This window comes from Reichenbachiella sp. MSK19-1, from assembly GCF_003590315.1.
Taxonomy (GTDB): Bacteria; Bacteroidota; Bacteroidia; order Cytophagales; family Cyclobacteriaceae; genus Reichenbachiella; species Reichenbachiella agariperforans.
This window is the reverse complement of sequence record NZ_MIER01000002.1, coordinates 810776-825646: the sequence shown is the minus strand read 5'-3', so window position 1 is coordinate 825646 and position 14871 is coordinate 810776. Positions and strand designations below refer to the sequence as shown.

14 protein-coding genes are annotated in these 14871 nt (G+C 44.9%); 11 read left to right on the top strand and 3 right to left on the bottom strand.

The window, feature by feature from the left end:
* Positions 1-145: 145 nt before the first annotated feature.
* The 5 genes from murC (at position 146) to BGP76_RS03570 (ending at position 5451) form a co-directional block, all read left to right on the top strand.
* Positions 146-1504 carry a UDP-N-acetylmuramate--L-alanine ligase gene (gene murC / locus BGP76_RS03590; protein ID WP_119843625.1) on the top strand — a complete coding sequence of 453 codons (1359 nt, stop codon included), beginning with the start codon at positions 146-148 and terminating at the stop codon, positions 1502-1504.
* Between the two features lie 16 nt (positions 1505-1520).
* On the top strand, positions 1521-2327 hold the full coding sequence (locus BGP76_RS03585) for a 3'-5' exonuclease (RefSeq protein WP_073119240.1): 807 nt from the start codon (positions 1521-1523) through the stop codon (positions 2325-2327).
* Positions 2328-2643: 316 nt separating this feature from the next.
* Entirely contained in the window at positions 2644-3975 is a 1332-nt protein-coding gene (locus BGP76_RS03580; protein WP_073119241.1) for a cytochrome ubiquinol oxidase subunit I, read from the top strand.
* 2 nt (positions 3976-3977) lie between these two features.
* Positions 3978-5042: a cytochrome d ubiquinol oxidase subunit II gene (cydB, locus tag BGP76_RS03575; RefSeq protein WP_119843624.1), complete on the top strand. Its 1065-nt coding sequence runs from the start codon at positions 3978-3980 to the stop codon at positions 5040-5042.
* 112 nt (positions 5043-5154) lie between these two features.
* Positions 5155-5451, top strand: coding sequence for a hypothetical protein (locus BGP76_RS03570; RefSeq protein ID WP_119843623.1), 297 nt, complete (start codon positions 5155-5157; stop codon positions 5449-5451).
* Positions 5452-5485: 34 nt separating this feature from the next.
* Here the strand turns inward: BGP76_RS03570 and BGP76_RS03565 are convergent, their stop codons facing one another.
* The gene (locus tag BGP76_RS03565) at positions 5486-5719 is read right to left on the bottom strand and encodes a T9SS type A sorting domain-containing protein (RefSeq protein WP_119843622.1); all 234 of its coding nucleotides are present in this window, start codon (positions 5717-5719) and stop codon (positions 5486-5488) included.
* A gap of 332 nt (positions 5720-6051) precedes the next feature.
* On the opposite strand from BGP76_RS03565, the gene BGP76_RS03560 reads away from it, so the two are divergent.
* From BGP76_RS03560 to BGP76_RS03545, 4 genes are all read left to right on the top strand, one after another.
* Positions 6052-6666 (top strand): RNA polymerase sigma-70 factor, encoded by a 615-nt coding sequence (locus BGP76_RS03560; RefSeq protein WP_119843621.1) that lies wholly within the window; start codon positions 6052-6054, stop codon positions 6664-6666.
* A gap of 132 nt (positions 6667-6798) precedes the next feature.
* Positions 6799-7791 carry a FecR family protein gene (locus BGP76_RS03555; RefSeq protein ID WP_119843620.1) on the top strand — a complete coding sequence of 331 codons (993 nt, stop codon included), beginning with the start codon at positions 6799-6801 and terminating at the stop codon, positions 7789-7791.
* Between the two features lie 81 nt (positions 7792-7872).
* Positions 7873-10467 carry a TonB-dependent receptor gene (locus BGP76_RS03550; protein ID WP_255416051.1) on the top strand — a complete coding sequence of 865 codons (2595 nt, stop codon included), beginning with the start codon at positions 7873-7875 and terminating at the stop codon, positions 10465-10467.
* A 4-nt stretch (positions 10468-10471) separates the two neighbouring features.
* The gene (locus BGP76_RS03545) at positions 10472-11335 is read left to right on the top strand and encodes a DUF4249 domain-containing protein (RefSeq protein ID WP_119843619.1); all 864 of its coding nucleotides are present in this window, start codon (positions 10472-10474) and stop codon (positions 11333-11335) included.
* Between the two features lie 115 nt (positions 11336-11450).
* On the opposite strand, the gene BGP76_RS03540 is transcribed toward BGP76_RS03545, so the two are convergent.
* Entirely contained in the window at positions 11451-12284 is an 834-nt protein-coding gene (locus BGP76_RS03540) for a mechanosensitive ion channel family protein (RefSeq protein WP_084190312.1), read from the bottom strand.
* An 80-nt stretch (positions 12285-12364) separates the two neighbouring features.
* Positions 12365-13072, bottom strand: a complete 708-nt coding sequence (locus BGP76_RS03535; protein WP_119843618.1) for a DsbA family protein — start codon at positions 13070-13072, stop codon at positions 12365-12367.
* Between the two features lie 100 nt (positions 13073-13172).
* Between BGP76_RS03535 and BGP76_RS03530 the strand changes: the two genes are divergently transcribed.
* Both BGP76_RS03530 and BGP76_RS03525 read left to right on the top strand, forming a co-directional pair.
* Positions 13173-14066, top strand: coding sequence for an ABC transporter ATP-binding protein (locus tag BGP76_RS03530; protein WP_119843617.1), 894 nt, complete (start codon positions 13173-13175; stop codon positions 14064-14066).
* Positions 14059-14859: an ABC transporter permease subunit gene (locus BGP76_RS03525; RefSeq protein WP_119843616.1), complete on the top strand. Its 801-nt coding sequence runs from the start codon at positions 14059-14061 to the stop codon at positions 14857-14859. Before BGP76_RS03530 ends, BGP76_RS03525 begins: the two co-directional genes overlap by 8 nt.
* The last annotated feature ends 12 nt before the right edge of the window (positions 14860-14871 follow it).

The following is a 14871-nucleotide window of genomic DNA, read 5'->3' as shown; positions in this document are numbered from 1 at the left end:
TATGACGATTAATAACAATTTATCCACCTTAACGCCGTAATTTTACCTCATCATCAATATCTACTCGGACATCTAAACTGAATCGAAACTTATATTTGTACGCCTCAGTATTTGTCTTATTTTTGGATATCACAGAATTAGTAGCATGAACAGTAACTTCAACAACATACACATTATCGCGATTGGCGGAGCAGTCATGAGCAGCCTAGGCATAGCCTTGAAAAAATCAGGTGCGAAAGTCACAGGATCAGATGACAAAATCTATGACCCTGCGCTATCTAATCTTCAACAAAACGACCTCCTACCTGCTGAAGGATGGGATGAAGCCAACATCCACAAAGACCTGGATACTGTCATCGTCGGCATGCATGCCAAAACAGACAATCCTGAACTCAAAAAAGCACAGGATTTGGGACTCACCATACTATCCTACCCTGAGTTTATCAGATCACAAAGCGAACACAAACAGCGCATCGTGATCGCTGGCAGCCATGGCAAAACTACCATCACTGGGATGATTGTGCATGTACTCAACTACCTCAACAAGCCATGTGACTACCTCCTAGGTGCCAAAATCAAAGGCATAGACAATACCATACAACTATCCAATGCCCCGATTATCGTTATAGAAGGGGATGAATATTTCACATCTCCACTAGATCAGTCTCCAAAATTCTTAAAATATGATCATCATATCGCACTCATCAGTGGTACAGAATGGGATCATATCAATGTCTACCCTACAGCAGATAGCTACATCGAGCAGTTCGAACTACTCGCAGACAGCTCTCCTAAAGCTGGCTCACTACTGTACTGCGAGGATGATCGTATGGCGATGATCATTGGTAGCAAAGAAAGAGATGACGTTCGGGCGATTCCATACAAAACACCGAAATACAAAGTCAAAAATGGCCAATTCATTTTGGACGGTGAGCATCCGCTCAAAGTATTCGGAAAGCACAATATGCAAAACCTAGAAGGTGCAAGAAAGCTACTAGACTTGTTAGGCGTGACCGATCAGCAGTTCTATGAAGCGATTCAAAGCTACGAGGGAGCTGAGAAAAGAAACAATCTGGTCCAGGCCAACGACAGCTCTGCCATCTATTCGGATTTCGCGCATGCGCCATCCAAAGTAAAAGCGACTGTGCATGCAGTCAACGAATTACACCCCGATCGCAAACTCACCGCTTGTTTTGAGCTCCACACCTTTAGCAGTCTCAACAAAGAATATCTCCCCAACTACGCAGACAAGATGAAATATGCGGACACGGCCATCGTCTATTACAACAAAGCTACTTTGGAAGCAAAAGGAGACACAGTCTTAAGTACAGATGAACTCAAAGCCTTTTTCAACGAGAAAAATCTTTTGGTTTTCACAGATAGTGACGAACTAAAAAACTATCTAAACAAGCAAAACTGGAAGAATCATGACCTGCTCATGATGAGCTCTGGCAACTTCGGTGGCCTCAACTTATCCGAACTAGCAGACAACCTACTGAGCTAACCAACAGACAGCAATTATGAATTTAAAATTAAAGAACCCGTTGGCCATATTCGATCTGGAGACAACGGGCACCAGCGTTTCACAAGACCGCATCTTGGAGATATCAATTGTCAAGATCCTCCCAGACAATGAGCAAATCATCAAAACACTAAGAATCAATCCTGAAATCCCCATTCCTATAGAGTCCAGTTTGATACACGGCATCTACGACAAAGACGTAAAGGATGCACCAACTTTCAAATCAGTCGCCAAGGAGTTCGAAGCATTCCTAGCAGGAGCAGATTTAGGAGGCTTCAATTGCCTCAAATTTGACATACCACTTTTGGTCGAAGAGTTTTTGCGAGCGGGGGTGGATTTTGACACCTCAAACAGAAAGTTTGTGGATGCGCAAAAGATTTTTCATATGATGGAAAAGCGAACACTTAGCGCAGCCTACAAGTTCTACTGCGATCAAGAGCTAGAAGGCGCACATGGTGCAGAAGCGGACACACTCGCTACAGCAGCAGTCATCAAGGCACAAGTCGAACGATACAATGGGCAAGAGGTAGTAGATGCACTAGGTAAAAAACTCGGTATCGTCGAAAATAATATGGACAGTCTTCACAACATCACCGCGTCTAACATGGTGGATCTAGCAGGCCGTTTTGTATTCAACAATGACGGTGTAGAAGTGTTCAACTTTGGTAAACACCGCAATCGCCCCGTCGAAGAGGTACTACGTGCAGAATCAGGCTACTATGACTGGATGATGAAGGGCGACTTCCCTCAAGATACCAAACGAAAACTCACACAAATCAAACTGCGCGGTTTCAACGCACGGTAAGATTCCCAAAAAGAGGGAAGTTGTTTTGAAACCACCTCCCTCTTTCTCATTATCGCCACACCCGGACAACTCCTATATCGCATCAGTGAATGACGATTGATAAGATGATACAAATCATGAATAAACGATAAAACTTAGCGTCCACAAAGTGGTGAGATAAGCGTGATTTGCTAACTTTATATCCGATTAGAAGCTCCTCATTTAGCTTCAGAAAACACAATAAATCCGAATTCACTTTGTCCCAATCACCACACTCAAAACATCCAAATCCAGCACACGAATACCTCACCCAATCATCACCTATACCCTCCCGCCCATGGAAGACATGATATTTTACGATAGGCTGCAATTTGCATTCACTATCACTTTTCACTACCTATTTCCTCAGTTGACCATGGGGCTATCGCTCATCATCGTCTACTTCAAGTGGCAGTATCTGCGTACCAAGACCGAACAATACAACGACGCAGCACGCTTCTTTATGAAAATCTTCGCCATCAATTTCACCATGGGAGTCGTAACAGGCATCCCGATGGAGTTTCAGTTCGGGACTAACTGGGCCAAATTCTCCGAGCTGACTGGAGGCATCATCGGACAGACACTTGCTATGGAAGGAACTTTCTCCTTCTTCCTAGAATCTTCTTTTTTGGCATTATTCATTTTCGGAGAGAAACTGATGGGACAAAAACTACACTTACTGACAGGCTTTCTCGTCTTCTTAGGATCTTGGGCAAGTGGCTACTTCATCCTTGCGACCAATGCATGGATGCAACACCCCGTAGGCTATGAGGTGCTCGCCAATGGCAAGTTCGTTCTTGAAAACTTCTCTGCACTGTTTAGCAACCCTTGGCTATTGCCAGCCTTTCTGCACAACCAGATGGCCTCTGTCGTGACCTCATCCTTCGTCGTAGCGAGTATCGGAGCATTCTACCTACTCAGTAAAACAGAAGAAGAATACGGCAAACTATTCCTCAAGACAGGCGTCATATTCGGACTGACATCAAGTCTGTTAGTTGCCTTCCCTACTGGCGACTGGAATGCCAAAAATGTCGTCAAATATCAACCCGCAGCCTTTGCTGCTATGGAAGGAATCTTCGAGACCGAAGAAGGTGGTGCGGAGATCGTTCTCATAGGTCAACCGAATATGGTAGAAAAGAAACTCGATAACAAAATAGCCGTCCCTAATATTCTCAGTTTCCTCACCTATCAAGAGTGGGACAAAGAGATCAAAGGCATGGAGGAGTTCGACAAGGAAGAACTCCCCGATAATATCCCCGCACTCTACTACTCCTACCATATGATGGTCGGACTGGGTACTATATTTATAGGTGTGATGGCACTAGCCGCCTTTCTTCTATGGCGCAAAAAACTTTACAGTTTTGCACCGCTACTCTGGGTGATCATGTTCTTATTCCCTTTTCCATATATCGCCAATATCACTGGGTGGTACGTTGCAGAACTAGGTAGGCAACCCTATCTCGTCTACGGACTCTTACGAACCGTAGAGGGGATTTCTCCTACTGTATCCTCTGGCAACACGCTGTTTACCTTGCTAGGTTTTGTCGGGCTGTATATGCTGCTCGGTCTCCTATTTTTACTCCTCGTCGGAAAAGCGATCCACGCTGGTCCTAAACCTATAAAACACTAATCATGGAGATTTTCTGGTATATCATCATTGCGATCGTTCTTTCAATTTTTTTCATACTCGATGGGTATGATTTCGGGACGGGTATTATACATCTATTCTTTGCCAAAGAAGAAAAAGACAAGGTAGTAATAGCCAAAGCAGCGGGACTATTTTGGGATTCGAATGAGGTGTGGCTCGTCGCAGGGGGCGGACTGCTCTTCATGGCATTTCCTACATTCTATGCCTCGGTTTTCAGTGGTTTTTATTTACCGCTGATTCTCGTACTATGGTTCATTATCTTTCGAGCGATTGGGCTAGAACTGCGAGGGCAATTCGACTACCCGATATGGAAGAGCATCTGGGACAAATCCTTCGGGATATCGAGTCTACTCATGGCGCTGTTCTTCGGTGTAGGACTAGGCAATATCGTCCGTGGTGTCAACCTCGGCGGAGTAGAGAATGGCGTCTCGACCTACGAAGCACACTACTTTTTTCTCCCATTATGGAACAGCAGCTTTAGTCCCTCTGGTACACACCCTGGTGTGATCGACTGGTTCACTATTATCATCGGCATCATTGCTGTGGTCACGCTGGCGATACATGGTGCGAACTGGATACGTCTCAAGACCAACTCGTCTATCAACGAGAAACTCAAAAGCGTCGTCTCACGCCTGACCTGGGTACTGATTGCACTCACCATATTCTCATTAGCAGTATGGCATGTCATCAACCCACGCCCCTTTGGCAACTTCGCTGACAACCCTATGTTCCTGATATTTCCACTACTGTATCTGGCAGGGATCGTAGGGCAATTCTTCGCTCCTACCTACTGGTGGAAATTCTGCAGCTCGTCGATGATCATCGTAGGGGGTATTACTTCCTCTTTGGCCTCTATATTTCCCGTGATCCTACCTTCTACCAATACACTCAATGACTCGCTCACCATCTACAACACGACTACTTCAGCCTATGGGCTATCAGTCGCCGCGGGCTGGATGATCATCGGGATCATCCTATTGGCCGTATACACCATCGTCCAAAAGAAACTACTGGGAGGAAAAATCGATGACATGGACTATGGACATTGATCACAAAGGAGTCTACAAGCATTAGCCATCAGAGACCTACCCTTGACAGGTATCTGCCTACACCATTGCTTGCCATGTGTCACTTTCAACCTTATTACTTTCCAACTCTCCCATGACAGAGACCTCTATCTCACTACTCAGCATCATCTGTGGCATCATCGGTGCACATTCGCTGTGCTACTTGATGCCTCGCTACGGCTTTGGACTGACGGGCAATAGCATCGCTGGGGTATTTGGCAGTATCTTCCTAATCAAGTCGCTGGGTAGACTGGGCTTTGACCCCTTATCGATCATGGCTAGCGGGACAGTTCATACGGGGCTATTGACCCTCAATCTCGTGGTTTCTTTTTTAGGTGGATGCCTAGTCATAGTGATCGCTTTTGGGATCAAAAAAAAGATGAGCCGGTAAGTAAACTAACCATCTAACGACATTATTATCAGAGTTAATCCGTAATCAACAAGGTTTGGTAACGATCGGTAGGACTTTGAAACTGCATAATATACTTTCCGTTGACCTGATACTGCAGACACTGGCTGATCTGAACCTGCACCTCTTCAGTAGTCCCTGATGCTGCACAAACTTGATTGCCGCTCAAAGAGAATACAGTCACATTCAACACGCCACCAACAAATCCTTGCCAAGCAACACCTCCAGTGGTAGGATTAGGATAAATCAAATATGGACTACCTACATCCCTTCGATCAACTCTGACTACAGGACTATATTCAAAGACTCCATCATAATCCTCCTATCTCAACCGAAAACAGACTCGTTCTGCGTGACTCTCGCATTCATACTGGTAGACTTGCATGTGTGCTATTGTTCCTTGTCCTGATACAAATCCTATATCACTGTAATTGCCCCCATCATAACTCATTTCGAAATCTCCAATACACGACAAAAGACAACCATACCCCTCCTACGAAAAATAATAGTCCCTTCATTCCCGTTACACCTTCCCCTTTCTATTCTACATTATAAATAATGTAAACAACTGTTAATGTCACAATGGACAACAATGCGACTACCTTCTTATATCTTCGCGGCATGCCTACCGCTGCTGAATCAAAACTCATTGACGAATTAAACAATGGAGAAGTCCATGCACTCAACCAATTGTTTGACGAGCACTTTGCTGCTATGATACGCTGCGCTTATACCCTGACCAAAAACAAAGAAGTCTCCGAAGAGCTCACTCAGGATGTATTTATCTCCATCTGGAACAAACGAGGCAGCTTCCATATAGAAGGGAGTTTCAGACCCTATCTCGTCCAAGCGGTACGCTACCGCTGCTACACCTATTTCAAACGAGGCATGAACCAAGAAACCATAGAGATCGATCATCTAACTGATCCAGCTTCCAGCCACACGGCAGACATGGCCATACACTCATCCGATCTCAAGGAAGGCATAGCACTAGCTCTCTCCGCTCTACCAGACAAGACCAAAGCAGTCTTCCTGATGAGTCGAGAAGACGAGCTCTCCTATCAAGAGATCGCTCAGCACCTAGACATCTCCCTCAAAACGGTAGAATACCACATGGGTAAAGCCCTAAAAACACTCAAAAAGAACCTTACCAGCATGGGTTTTTTCACTCTATTATTTGCGATGCTATTCCTATAGTTTACTTATCAATGTCTTGAATCTTGCTTCTAGGCTCTTGGTTATAAAAATCTTGACTCTTTTTTCACCTTTTCACTAGGGTAGTCTCCTGATCAGGTTACTGATATATGAAAACCATATACTATTGACCCCATGCAGGATCATCATTGGCAACTGATCGCCAAACAACTTAAAGGAGAACTGACTCCCTCAGAACAACAAGAGTGGCAGGATTGGCTCGATAAAAGCGAGACCAACCAGACCCAATACGAACAAGCCAAAGTGCTATGGCAAACAAAGAGTGCGGATAGCAAGCTGAACGATGCGGAGTTTCTACAGCACATCCAGTCTGACTCAGCGCAAGTCTGGCAGGGCATCCTATCTCAGATCGATACACCGCAGCGCCAGCACACAAGCTATGCATGGATCTACAAAGTGGCCGCTATGTTAGCAGTAACGCTAGGTCTGGCATGGACAGTTCTGCGGCATAACACAGCCCTACTCACTGGCCAAACACACTTTGAGACGACTAATTTCACAGACTCCACTTACCTTCCTGACAGTACACATGTATGGCTCAACAAGCACACATCGATTTCTTATGGAGATTTCAGTGGAGAGACGAGAGAGGTTACCCTAGACGGAGAAGCTTTCTTTGAGGTCACTAGGGACGAACAAAAACCTTTCATTGTCAAGACCAACCACGCACAGATTCAAGTACTTGGCACTTCGTTTAATATCAACTCTCATGGAGACCTAAGGAATGAGAGTCTAACGGTGGCCAGCGGAAAAGTAGCCTACTCGACACTGCAGAAACCCGACCAAAGCATAGAGCTAGTCAAGAATGAACATGCAATCTTGACTTCTCATACACTTCTACCAGTCAAAACCAGTATGGACCCCAACTTCCTAGCCTGGAAATCTGGTATTCTTCTCTTCGAAAATAACGACCTAGACTATGTTCAAAAAATACTTAGTGACTACTATGATCTAGAAATCATCATCACAGATGAAGACATATTAAGCAAAAGACTAACCGCAACCTTCGAAAGAATGACAGCCGAAGAATCCATACAAGTGATCTGCAATCTGTACGGTCTCCAAAAAACACAACAAAATAATACCATCACACTAGCCAAAAAATAACACTATCGCATGTTTTTCAAATCGAATAATCAATTAACACTATCCGTTAGAGTCATCAGTATGTGCTTATGCCTAATGGGTATGAGTCTAAGCCACATAGCCCTGAGCCAAGCAGATGATATAGGACAGCTTACTGTCTCTATAGACCGCTCACGCCAGACAGTAGGTACTGTACTACATGAGCTCATCGCAAACACGGACATGAATGTAGCCTACGAAGAAAGTACGCTGGACATGCAGCGTACTGTCAAGCTGTCCTATACAAAAAAACTGGATATAACTGAGGTCATGGATGCCATAGCTGATGCGACAGGTACCGACTATCAAATCGTCGGAAAACAAATTCTCATTCTGAAAAAAGAGAAGACGTCACGCACAGTTAATCCAACCAAATACACGCTAAGTGGACAAGTGTCCGACGCACAGACTGGAGAAGATCTGATCGGTGCGACCATACGGATCGTGGGACAAACCCTCGGTGTGGTGACCAACGTCTATGGCTTCTATTCGCTGACTCTACCAGAGGGAACCTATCAGGTTAGTTGTAGTTTCGTGGGCTTCCAAGAACAGGTTGTCACCATTGATCTCTCCTCCAACCAAACGCAAAAATTCGAACTATCAGAGAATGAAGAGGTTCTGGAAGAAGTCGTCGTACTGGCCAGAAGAGATGAAGATATCAATGTCACCTCTACCGAAATGGGCGCCGACGAAGTGAGCATCGATGTGGCAAAAAAACTGCCCGCACTATTCGGTGAGGTAGACATCATCAAGACGATCCAACTCCTACCAGGAGTCAAAGTAGTCGGAGAAGGAGGCTCCGGTTTCTATGTCCGAGGGGGCAATGTCGACCAAAATCTAGTCCTATTAGACGAGGCACCTATCTACAACGCCTCTCACCTCTTGGGCTTCTTTTCGGCATTTAACCCTGAAGCGGTCAAGGACATGAAGCTCTATAAAGGAGCCATCCCCGCACAATACGGTGGGCGTCTGTCCTCTGTGCTAGACATTCGGATGAAAGATGGAAACTCAAAACGATGGACAGCAGCAGGAGGTATCGGCACCATGATGACTCGACTAGGTGTGGAAGGTCCTATTACACCTAAAGGCTCTATCATGGTCGCAGGCAGGAGATCCTACCTAGACACCTTTGCCAAAATGTCCAATTGGGTACAAGGCAAGGAAGTAAACAGTAGTCAGCAGTTCTATTTCTATGATCTCAACGCCAAAGCCAACTACCGTATCAATGACAACAACCGATTGTTTGCATCAGGTTATTTTGGTAGAGATGTCATCGCTACGGATATCGGTAGTGATATGAATATCAATGTAGACTGGGGAAACTCTACTGCCATGATGAGATGGAACCACCTCTTCAGCCCAAAGTTATTTTCTAATTTGACCTACTACTACAGCAACTACGACTATGCCCTCAACTTCAGTGAAGAAGTCTCCCAATTTTTATGGGATTCTGATTTGCAAGAGCATAGTATCAAATTGGACTTTGGCGCCTATCTAAACCCGAACAACACGTTGAAATTTGGTGTACAGACCATACAGCACGCCATCGCTCCTGGCAATATCGAAACCTACGAAGCAGATGGCACCAAAGAATCGCACAATCTTCAAAAGAACAAGTCCTATGAGTCGGCAGCCTATATCAGTAATGAGCAGGTGGTCAGCAAAAAAATCAAACTGGACTATGGACTCAGACTCTCTAATTTTCAAAACGTAGGACCTCAGGAAGTCTATACCCTTGATGAAAACTACGAGATCTCGGATACGGTACAGCATAACAAAGGCGCCTATAACAGCTACTGGAACCTAGAACCACGTGTAGCAGCACGCTATCAAATCAACAGCTCTAGTTCGTTTAAGGCGAGTTACAACCGTACATCACAATATATACAGTTGGCCTCTAACGGTAACTTCTCCTCTCCCTTCGATATTTGGTTTTCGAGCACAGAGCAGATCAAACCACAGTTGGCGGACCAGTTCTCCATAGGCTACTTCAAAAACTTCAAGCAAAACACCTACGAGGCATCCATCGAGGTATACTACAAAGACCTCCAAAACTCTATTGATTTTAAGGATCACGCAGAATTGCTCTTCAACGAAAACCTGGAAGGCGAACTCAGAGTTGGAGATGCGAAAGCCTATGGTGTAGAGTTTTTGCTCCGAAAAAATGTAGGCAAGTTGACTGGTTGGATAGGCTATACGCTATCCAAAGCGGAGAAGAAGATACCCACGATCAACGAAGGCAACTGGTATAATGCCAAATTTGACAAGCCGCATGATCTCTCTATCGTAGGTGTGTACGATATCACGCCCTACATATCCATAGGAGGTAGCTTTGTCTACTCTACAGGGGGCGCAGTGACCTTCCCAACCGGCCGCTACTACTACGGTGGTGCTGCAGTACCTGTCTACTCCGAACGAAACGGTGAGCGTCTACCCGATTACCATAGATTGGATGCATCTGTGACTTTGAAGAGTAAAAAGAATGATAACAGACGGTTTCAATCAGAATGGGTATTTAGTGTCTACAACCTATACAATAGGAAAAATGCCTTCACGATCAGTTTCAAACAAGAAGCAGACAACCCTACCGTAACCTATGCAGAAAAGAGTGCCATATTCGGAATCATTCCTTCATTAACCTACAACGTTAGATTTTAATCCCATGAGCAATATCAAAAACACAATCATAGCACTAGTACTGGCATGGACCATGACGTCATGTTTCTACGACAGAATAGATTTAGACTTGAATGCGGAGAATCCCAAACTGGCCGTAGAGGCGTGGATCACAGACCTGGACGAACCACAGTACATAGAACTGAGCCGCACAGTCAACTACCTCGGTGAGCAAGAGATAGATCATGTCACGGATGCCATAGTAACCCTAAATGATGAAGTAGAAGATATACAGCTGGTTCAGCAAGAAGATGGTAAATACTACCTATCTGATGATTGGCAACCAAGACTAGGCAACTACTACACACTCACTATCCTCCTAGATGGAGAGACCTACACCGCGAGAGAACAGATGCGTGTATGCCCACAGATCGAAAATCCCTTTGCAGAAATAGCGGATTTCGAAAGCATATTTGATGACGAGACCTACGATGAGGATACTTATCGGATCACCTTCAGTTTCCAAGACTCTCTAGGCTTAGGTGACGGATACTACCTCGTAGATTATCTAAAGGGATCCCTTGCCGGAGACAGTATCAGCAATGGTGACACCACACATGATCGCTTTTTTGATGGAGAATATCAACTGGATGTGAGCGTCACTTCGTCAGATAGACCTTTCTTTCTTCATGATGAAGCTGTCCTTGAGATCTATTCCATTAGTAAGGAGGCGACCCTCTTTATTTACGACTTAGAGGCAGAAGCTTTCGGAGATGTCGATCCATTTGCAGGCCCTCCTGCCAACCTACGCACCAACATTAGCAATGGAGCTGTGGGTTATTTCATGATAGGGGGAGCTCACAGGGTAATTGTTCCCGTAGAGGAGTCTGAAGAAGACACTACTCTATAAAAAAAAGACCTTAGCTGCTAGGTAAATAGCTAGCAGCTAAGGTCTTTACTAAACTACCATGGATCGATGCACCATGGTTTTAGACAGTTGTCTATTGTAAAAATCTAAATACCCCTTACTTATTATGCACATGCACATCCATTTGTGGGAATGGAATATTGAGTCCCTGTGCATTGAATGAATTGTAGACGTTTTCGTTCATTTCAAAAAAAACGTTCCAATAGTCACCTGACTCTACCCAGACACGCAGCTTCAGGTTGACCGAGCTATCGCCGAGTGAGTCCAGCATCACCTGCGGTGCAAGACCTTCTTCTTGGATAATACGAGTATCCGCATTCGCTAGCCCGAGGAGCACCTCACGGCCCTTGTCTACGCTATCACCATACCCTATCCCATAGGCAAAATCAATCCTACGACGAGGCTCAGTAGAGAAATTGGTCATCGAGCCAGTAGCTAGTCCACCATTGGGGATGATGATCGTTTTATTATCTGGCGTCTTTAGGATGGTATTGAAGATCTGAATCTCCTTGACCGTACCCATGTAGCCTTGCGCATCGATAAAGTCTCCCACTCTATATGGTTTGAATAGCAAAATCATGACTCCCCCTGCAAAATTCTGCAAGGTACCCGACAGTGCCAGACCAATGGCAACACCCGCTGCGCCTAACAGCGCAATGAAAGAAGTCATTTCCACTCCCACCATACCAAGCACACTGATGATCAGCATAATCCGTAAAACGATACGTAAAAAACTCTTGATAAAGGTTTTTAATGACGGATCCAAGTCACGCTTGTCCATGAGAGAGGATAAAGCAGACACTAGAGCTTTGATCACCCATGATCCGATGATCAATACAAGAATAGCCCCCACCAACTTAGGCGCATAATTCACACCTAATTCGTATAGTTGTGAAATGGATTTTTCTACATCCATATTTTCAATATCCATATTATAGATTGTTTTGGTTCAAAAAAAAGAGACTCCTAAGAGCCTCTGTAATTTCTATCTTTTTTCGATCACTGGCAAAATCAATCCGCCAATATCTGAACCGTTCGTTGTTTCATGGTTTTCAAATCCGAATAGCCCATAGTCACGGCGATATATTCTTCTCCTTTTTGGATCACGATGGCAGGAAAGCCACGCACCCCCAACTGCTGTGAGCGGATAAAATCCTGATAGACCAGTCGCTTGTACCCCTCTGATTCAAACAGTGGCTCAAATGCCAAGTAGTCTATTTCTAGTTCGGTACAGGCGCGTTCCAAAACCACTGGATCCAGTATATTTTGGTTCTCAGCGTAGAACATCTCCTGTAGTAACTTATAAAACTCCCACTCCTTGTCTGGTGCGATATCTCGCACCACTCTCACTGCACGAGCGGGAGGCTCTGTATCATACTCAAAAGCATCCCTCTCGAAAAAACTATAATCAAAAGGCTGACCGGAGGCTTCATGTACATGCTCCCAGTGTGTACGGAGCATGTTTCTAAACTCCTCATTCCACTCTTCTCCACCACCTGGACGCAAACCTCCCAAGACCAACTCGAACGACAGTTTATCGCTAAACTCCTCTATCAGAGCATCCAAATGATTGGCTACACCCCAACACCACGAACACATCGGGTCGCCAAAATATAACAGTTTGGGCTTATCTATTGGGTTTTGAATTATAGTAGCTGATGGCTTTGTTGTTTGAGAAGGCACCTCGCAGACACCATCTTCACACTTCAATTCACTCATTATTCCTCCTTTTTTAGATTTAATCAATTCAAACCATGAATTGTTCCTTGCGCTTGTAATAATTTAGCTAACACAACAACTAAACGTAAAAAACGCATAGATGTCCATTCTCCAGACAAAAAATCTCACAAAACATTTTGGTTCTAGGACTGCAGTCAACCAACTGAGCCTAGAGATCAGTTCCGGACAGGTGTTCGGTCTGCTCGGTCCCAACGGCAGTGGCAAGACTACTACCTTAGCGATGATCCTAGGCGTACTCCACCCCAGCGCAGGCGAGTTCTCTTGGTTTGGCCAGCAACCCAGCGCTACATCTAGACAAAAGATAGGCGCTATCCTAGAACAACCCAGTTTCTACCCCTATCTCACAGCGGTGGAGAACCTAAAAGCTGTCGCTCAAATCAAAAACTGTAGCGATGACCGTATCAACATCGTTCTAGAAACCGTCGGACTTCTCCCGCGAAAGCACGACAAATTCCAGACCTACTCGCTCGGGATGAAGCAACGCCTCGCTATCGCATCGGCACTCCTCGCAGACCCAGAAGTCCTTATCCTCGACGAACCGACCAATGGTCTCGACCCAGCGGGCATCGTAGAGATTCGTGAGATTATCCAAAAAATCGCCGACTCAGGCAAGACCATCGTCCTAGCCAGCCACTTGCTCTCTGAGGTACAAAAGGTCTGTAGTCATTTTGGGATACTCAAAGAAGGTAAACTCCTCCACCAAGGCAGCATACAGCAGATCGAAGGAGAAAAAATCACCATAGAGGTAGGTGCTGACGATATGACACAACTCGAAGAGGTACTCCGCAACATCAAAGGTGTCCTGGCAATCAATCGTGACGGCTCGTTCTACCGACTAGAAGTCGAGCATGAGGTCTCTACCAGCTATATTATGCAGCACCTGCAGGAGCACCACATCACGCCCACACACATCCTGCGCAAACAAGGAAACCTAGAACAAGAATTTTTAAAAATACTCGCCAGTCATGCTTAATCTCATCAAACTCGAATGGATCAAAAACAAATCCAACATGACCTTTTGGATACTGCTACTGATCTACATAGGTGCTACCTACGTCATACTATCTACAGGATCCATCCTGATGAATGCTAGTTATGAGTTCACTTCCAATCAGGAGATTCAGGATTTTCCGCAGATCACGATCTATGAGTTCCCTGGCATCTGGCACAACATGAGCTATATTGGGTCATTTGTACGTCTGCTACTCGCCGTTATTATCATCTTTAATATTAGCAACGAAGTGACGTTTCGTACCCTGCGCCAAAACATCATTGATGGGTTAAGCCCAGCACGTTTTCTAGTATCCAAACTCATCCTGATCACTGCCCTTGCGACGATAGCTACTATCGCACTATTCCTGATTAGTCTATATTTTGGATTCCAATACTCTGAGAACCAGACCGAGCTTATTTTTTCTAAACTCAGTTTTGTGGGGGCATACTTCATCGAGATTTTCGGTTACTTGTGCTTTGCGATGGCTGCTTCTTTTTGGATCAAAAAATCAGTCATGAGCGTCATGTTTGTCTTGGCTTACAGCATCATTTTCGAACCGTTCTTTGGCTGGGTATTTCTAGATGGAGAGGGGCTATTGATACAGCTGCTCCCTATTAATGCACTGGACAACCTGATCCAAAGCCCTATCAACCTGCTCAACCCAGAAGAAGTCCAAACCCATATCAGTATGACAGAATTGAACTATGCTGTAGCGTGGATTTTAGCATTCATAGGTATTTCATACTTATTGCTCACCAAAAGAGACTGGTAACATTTAGGAACG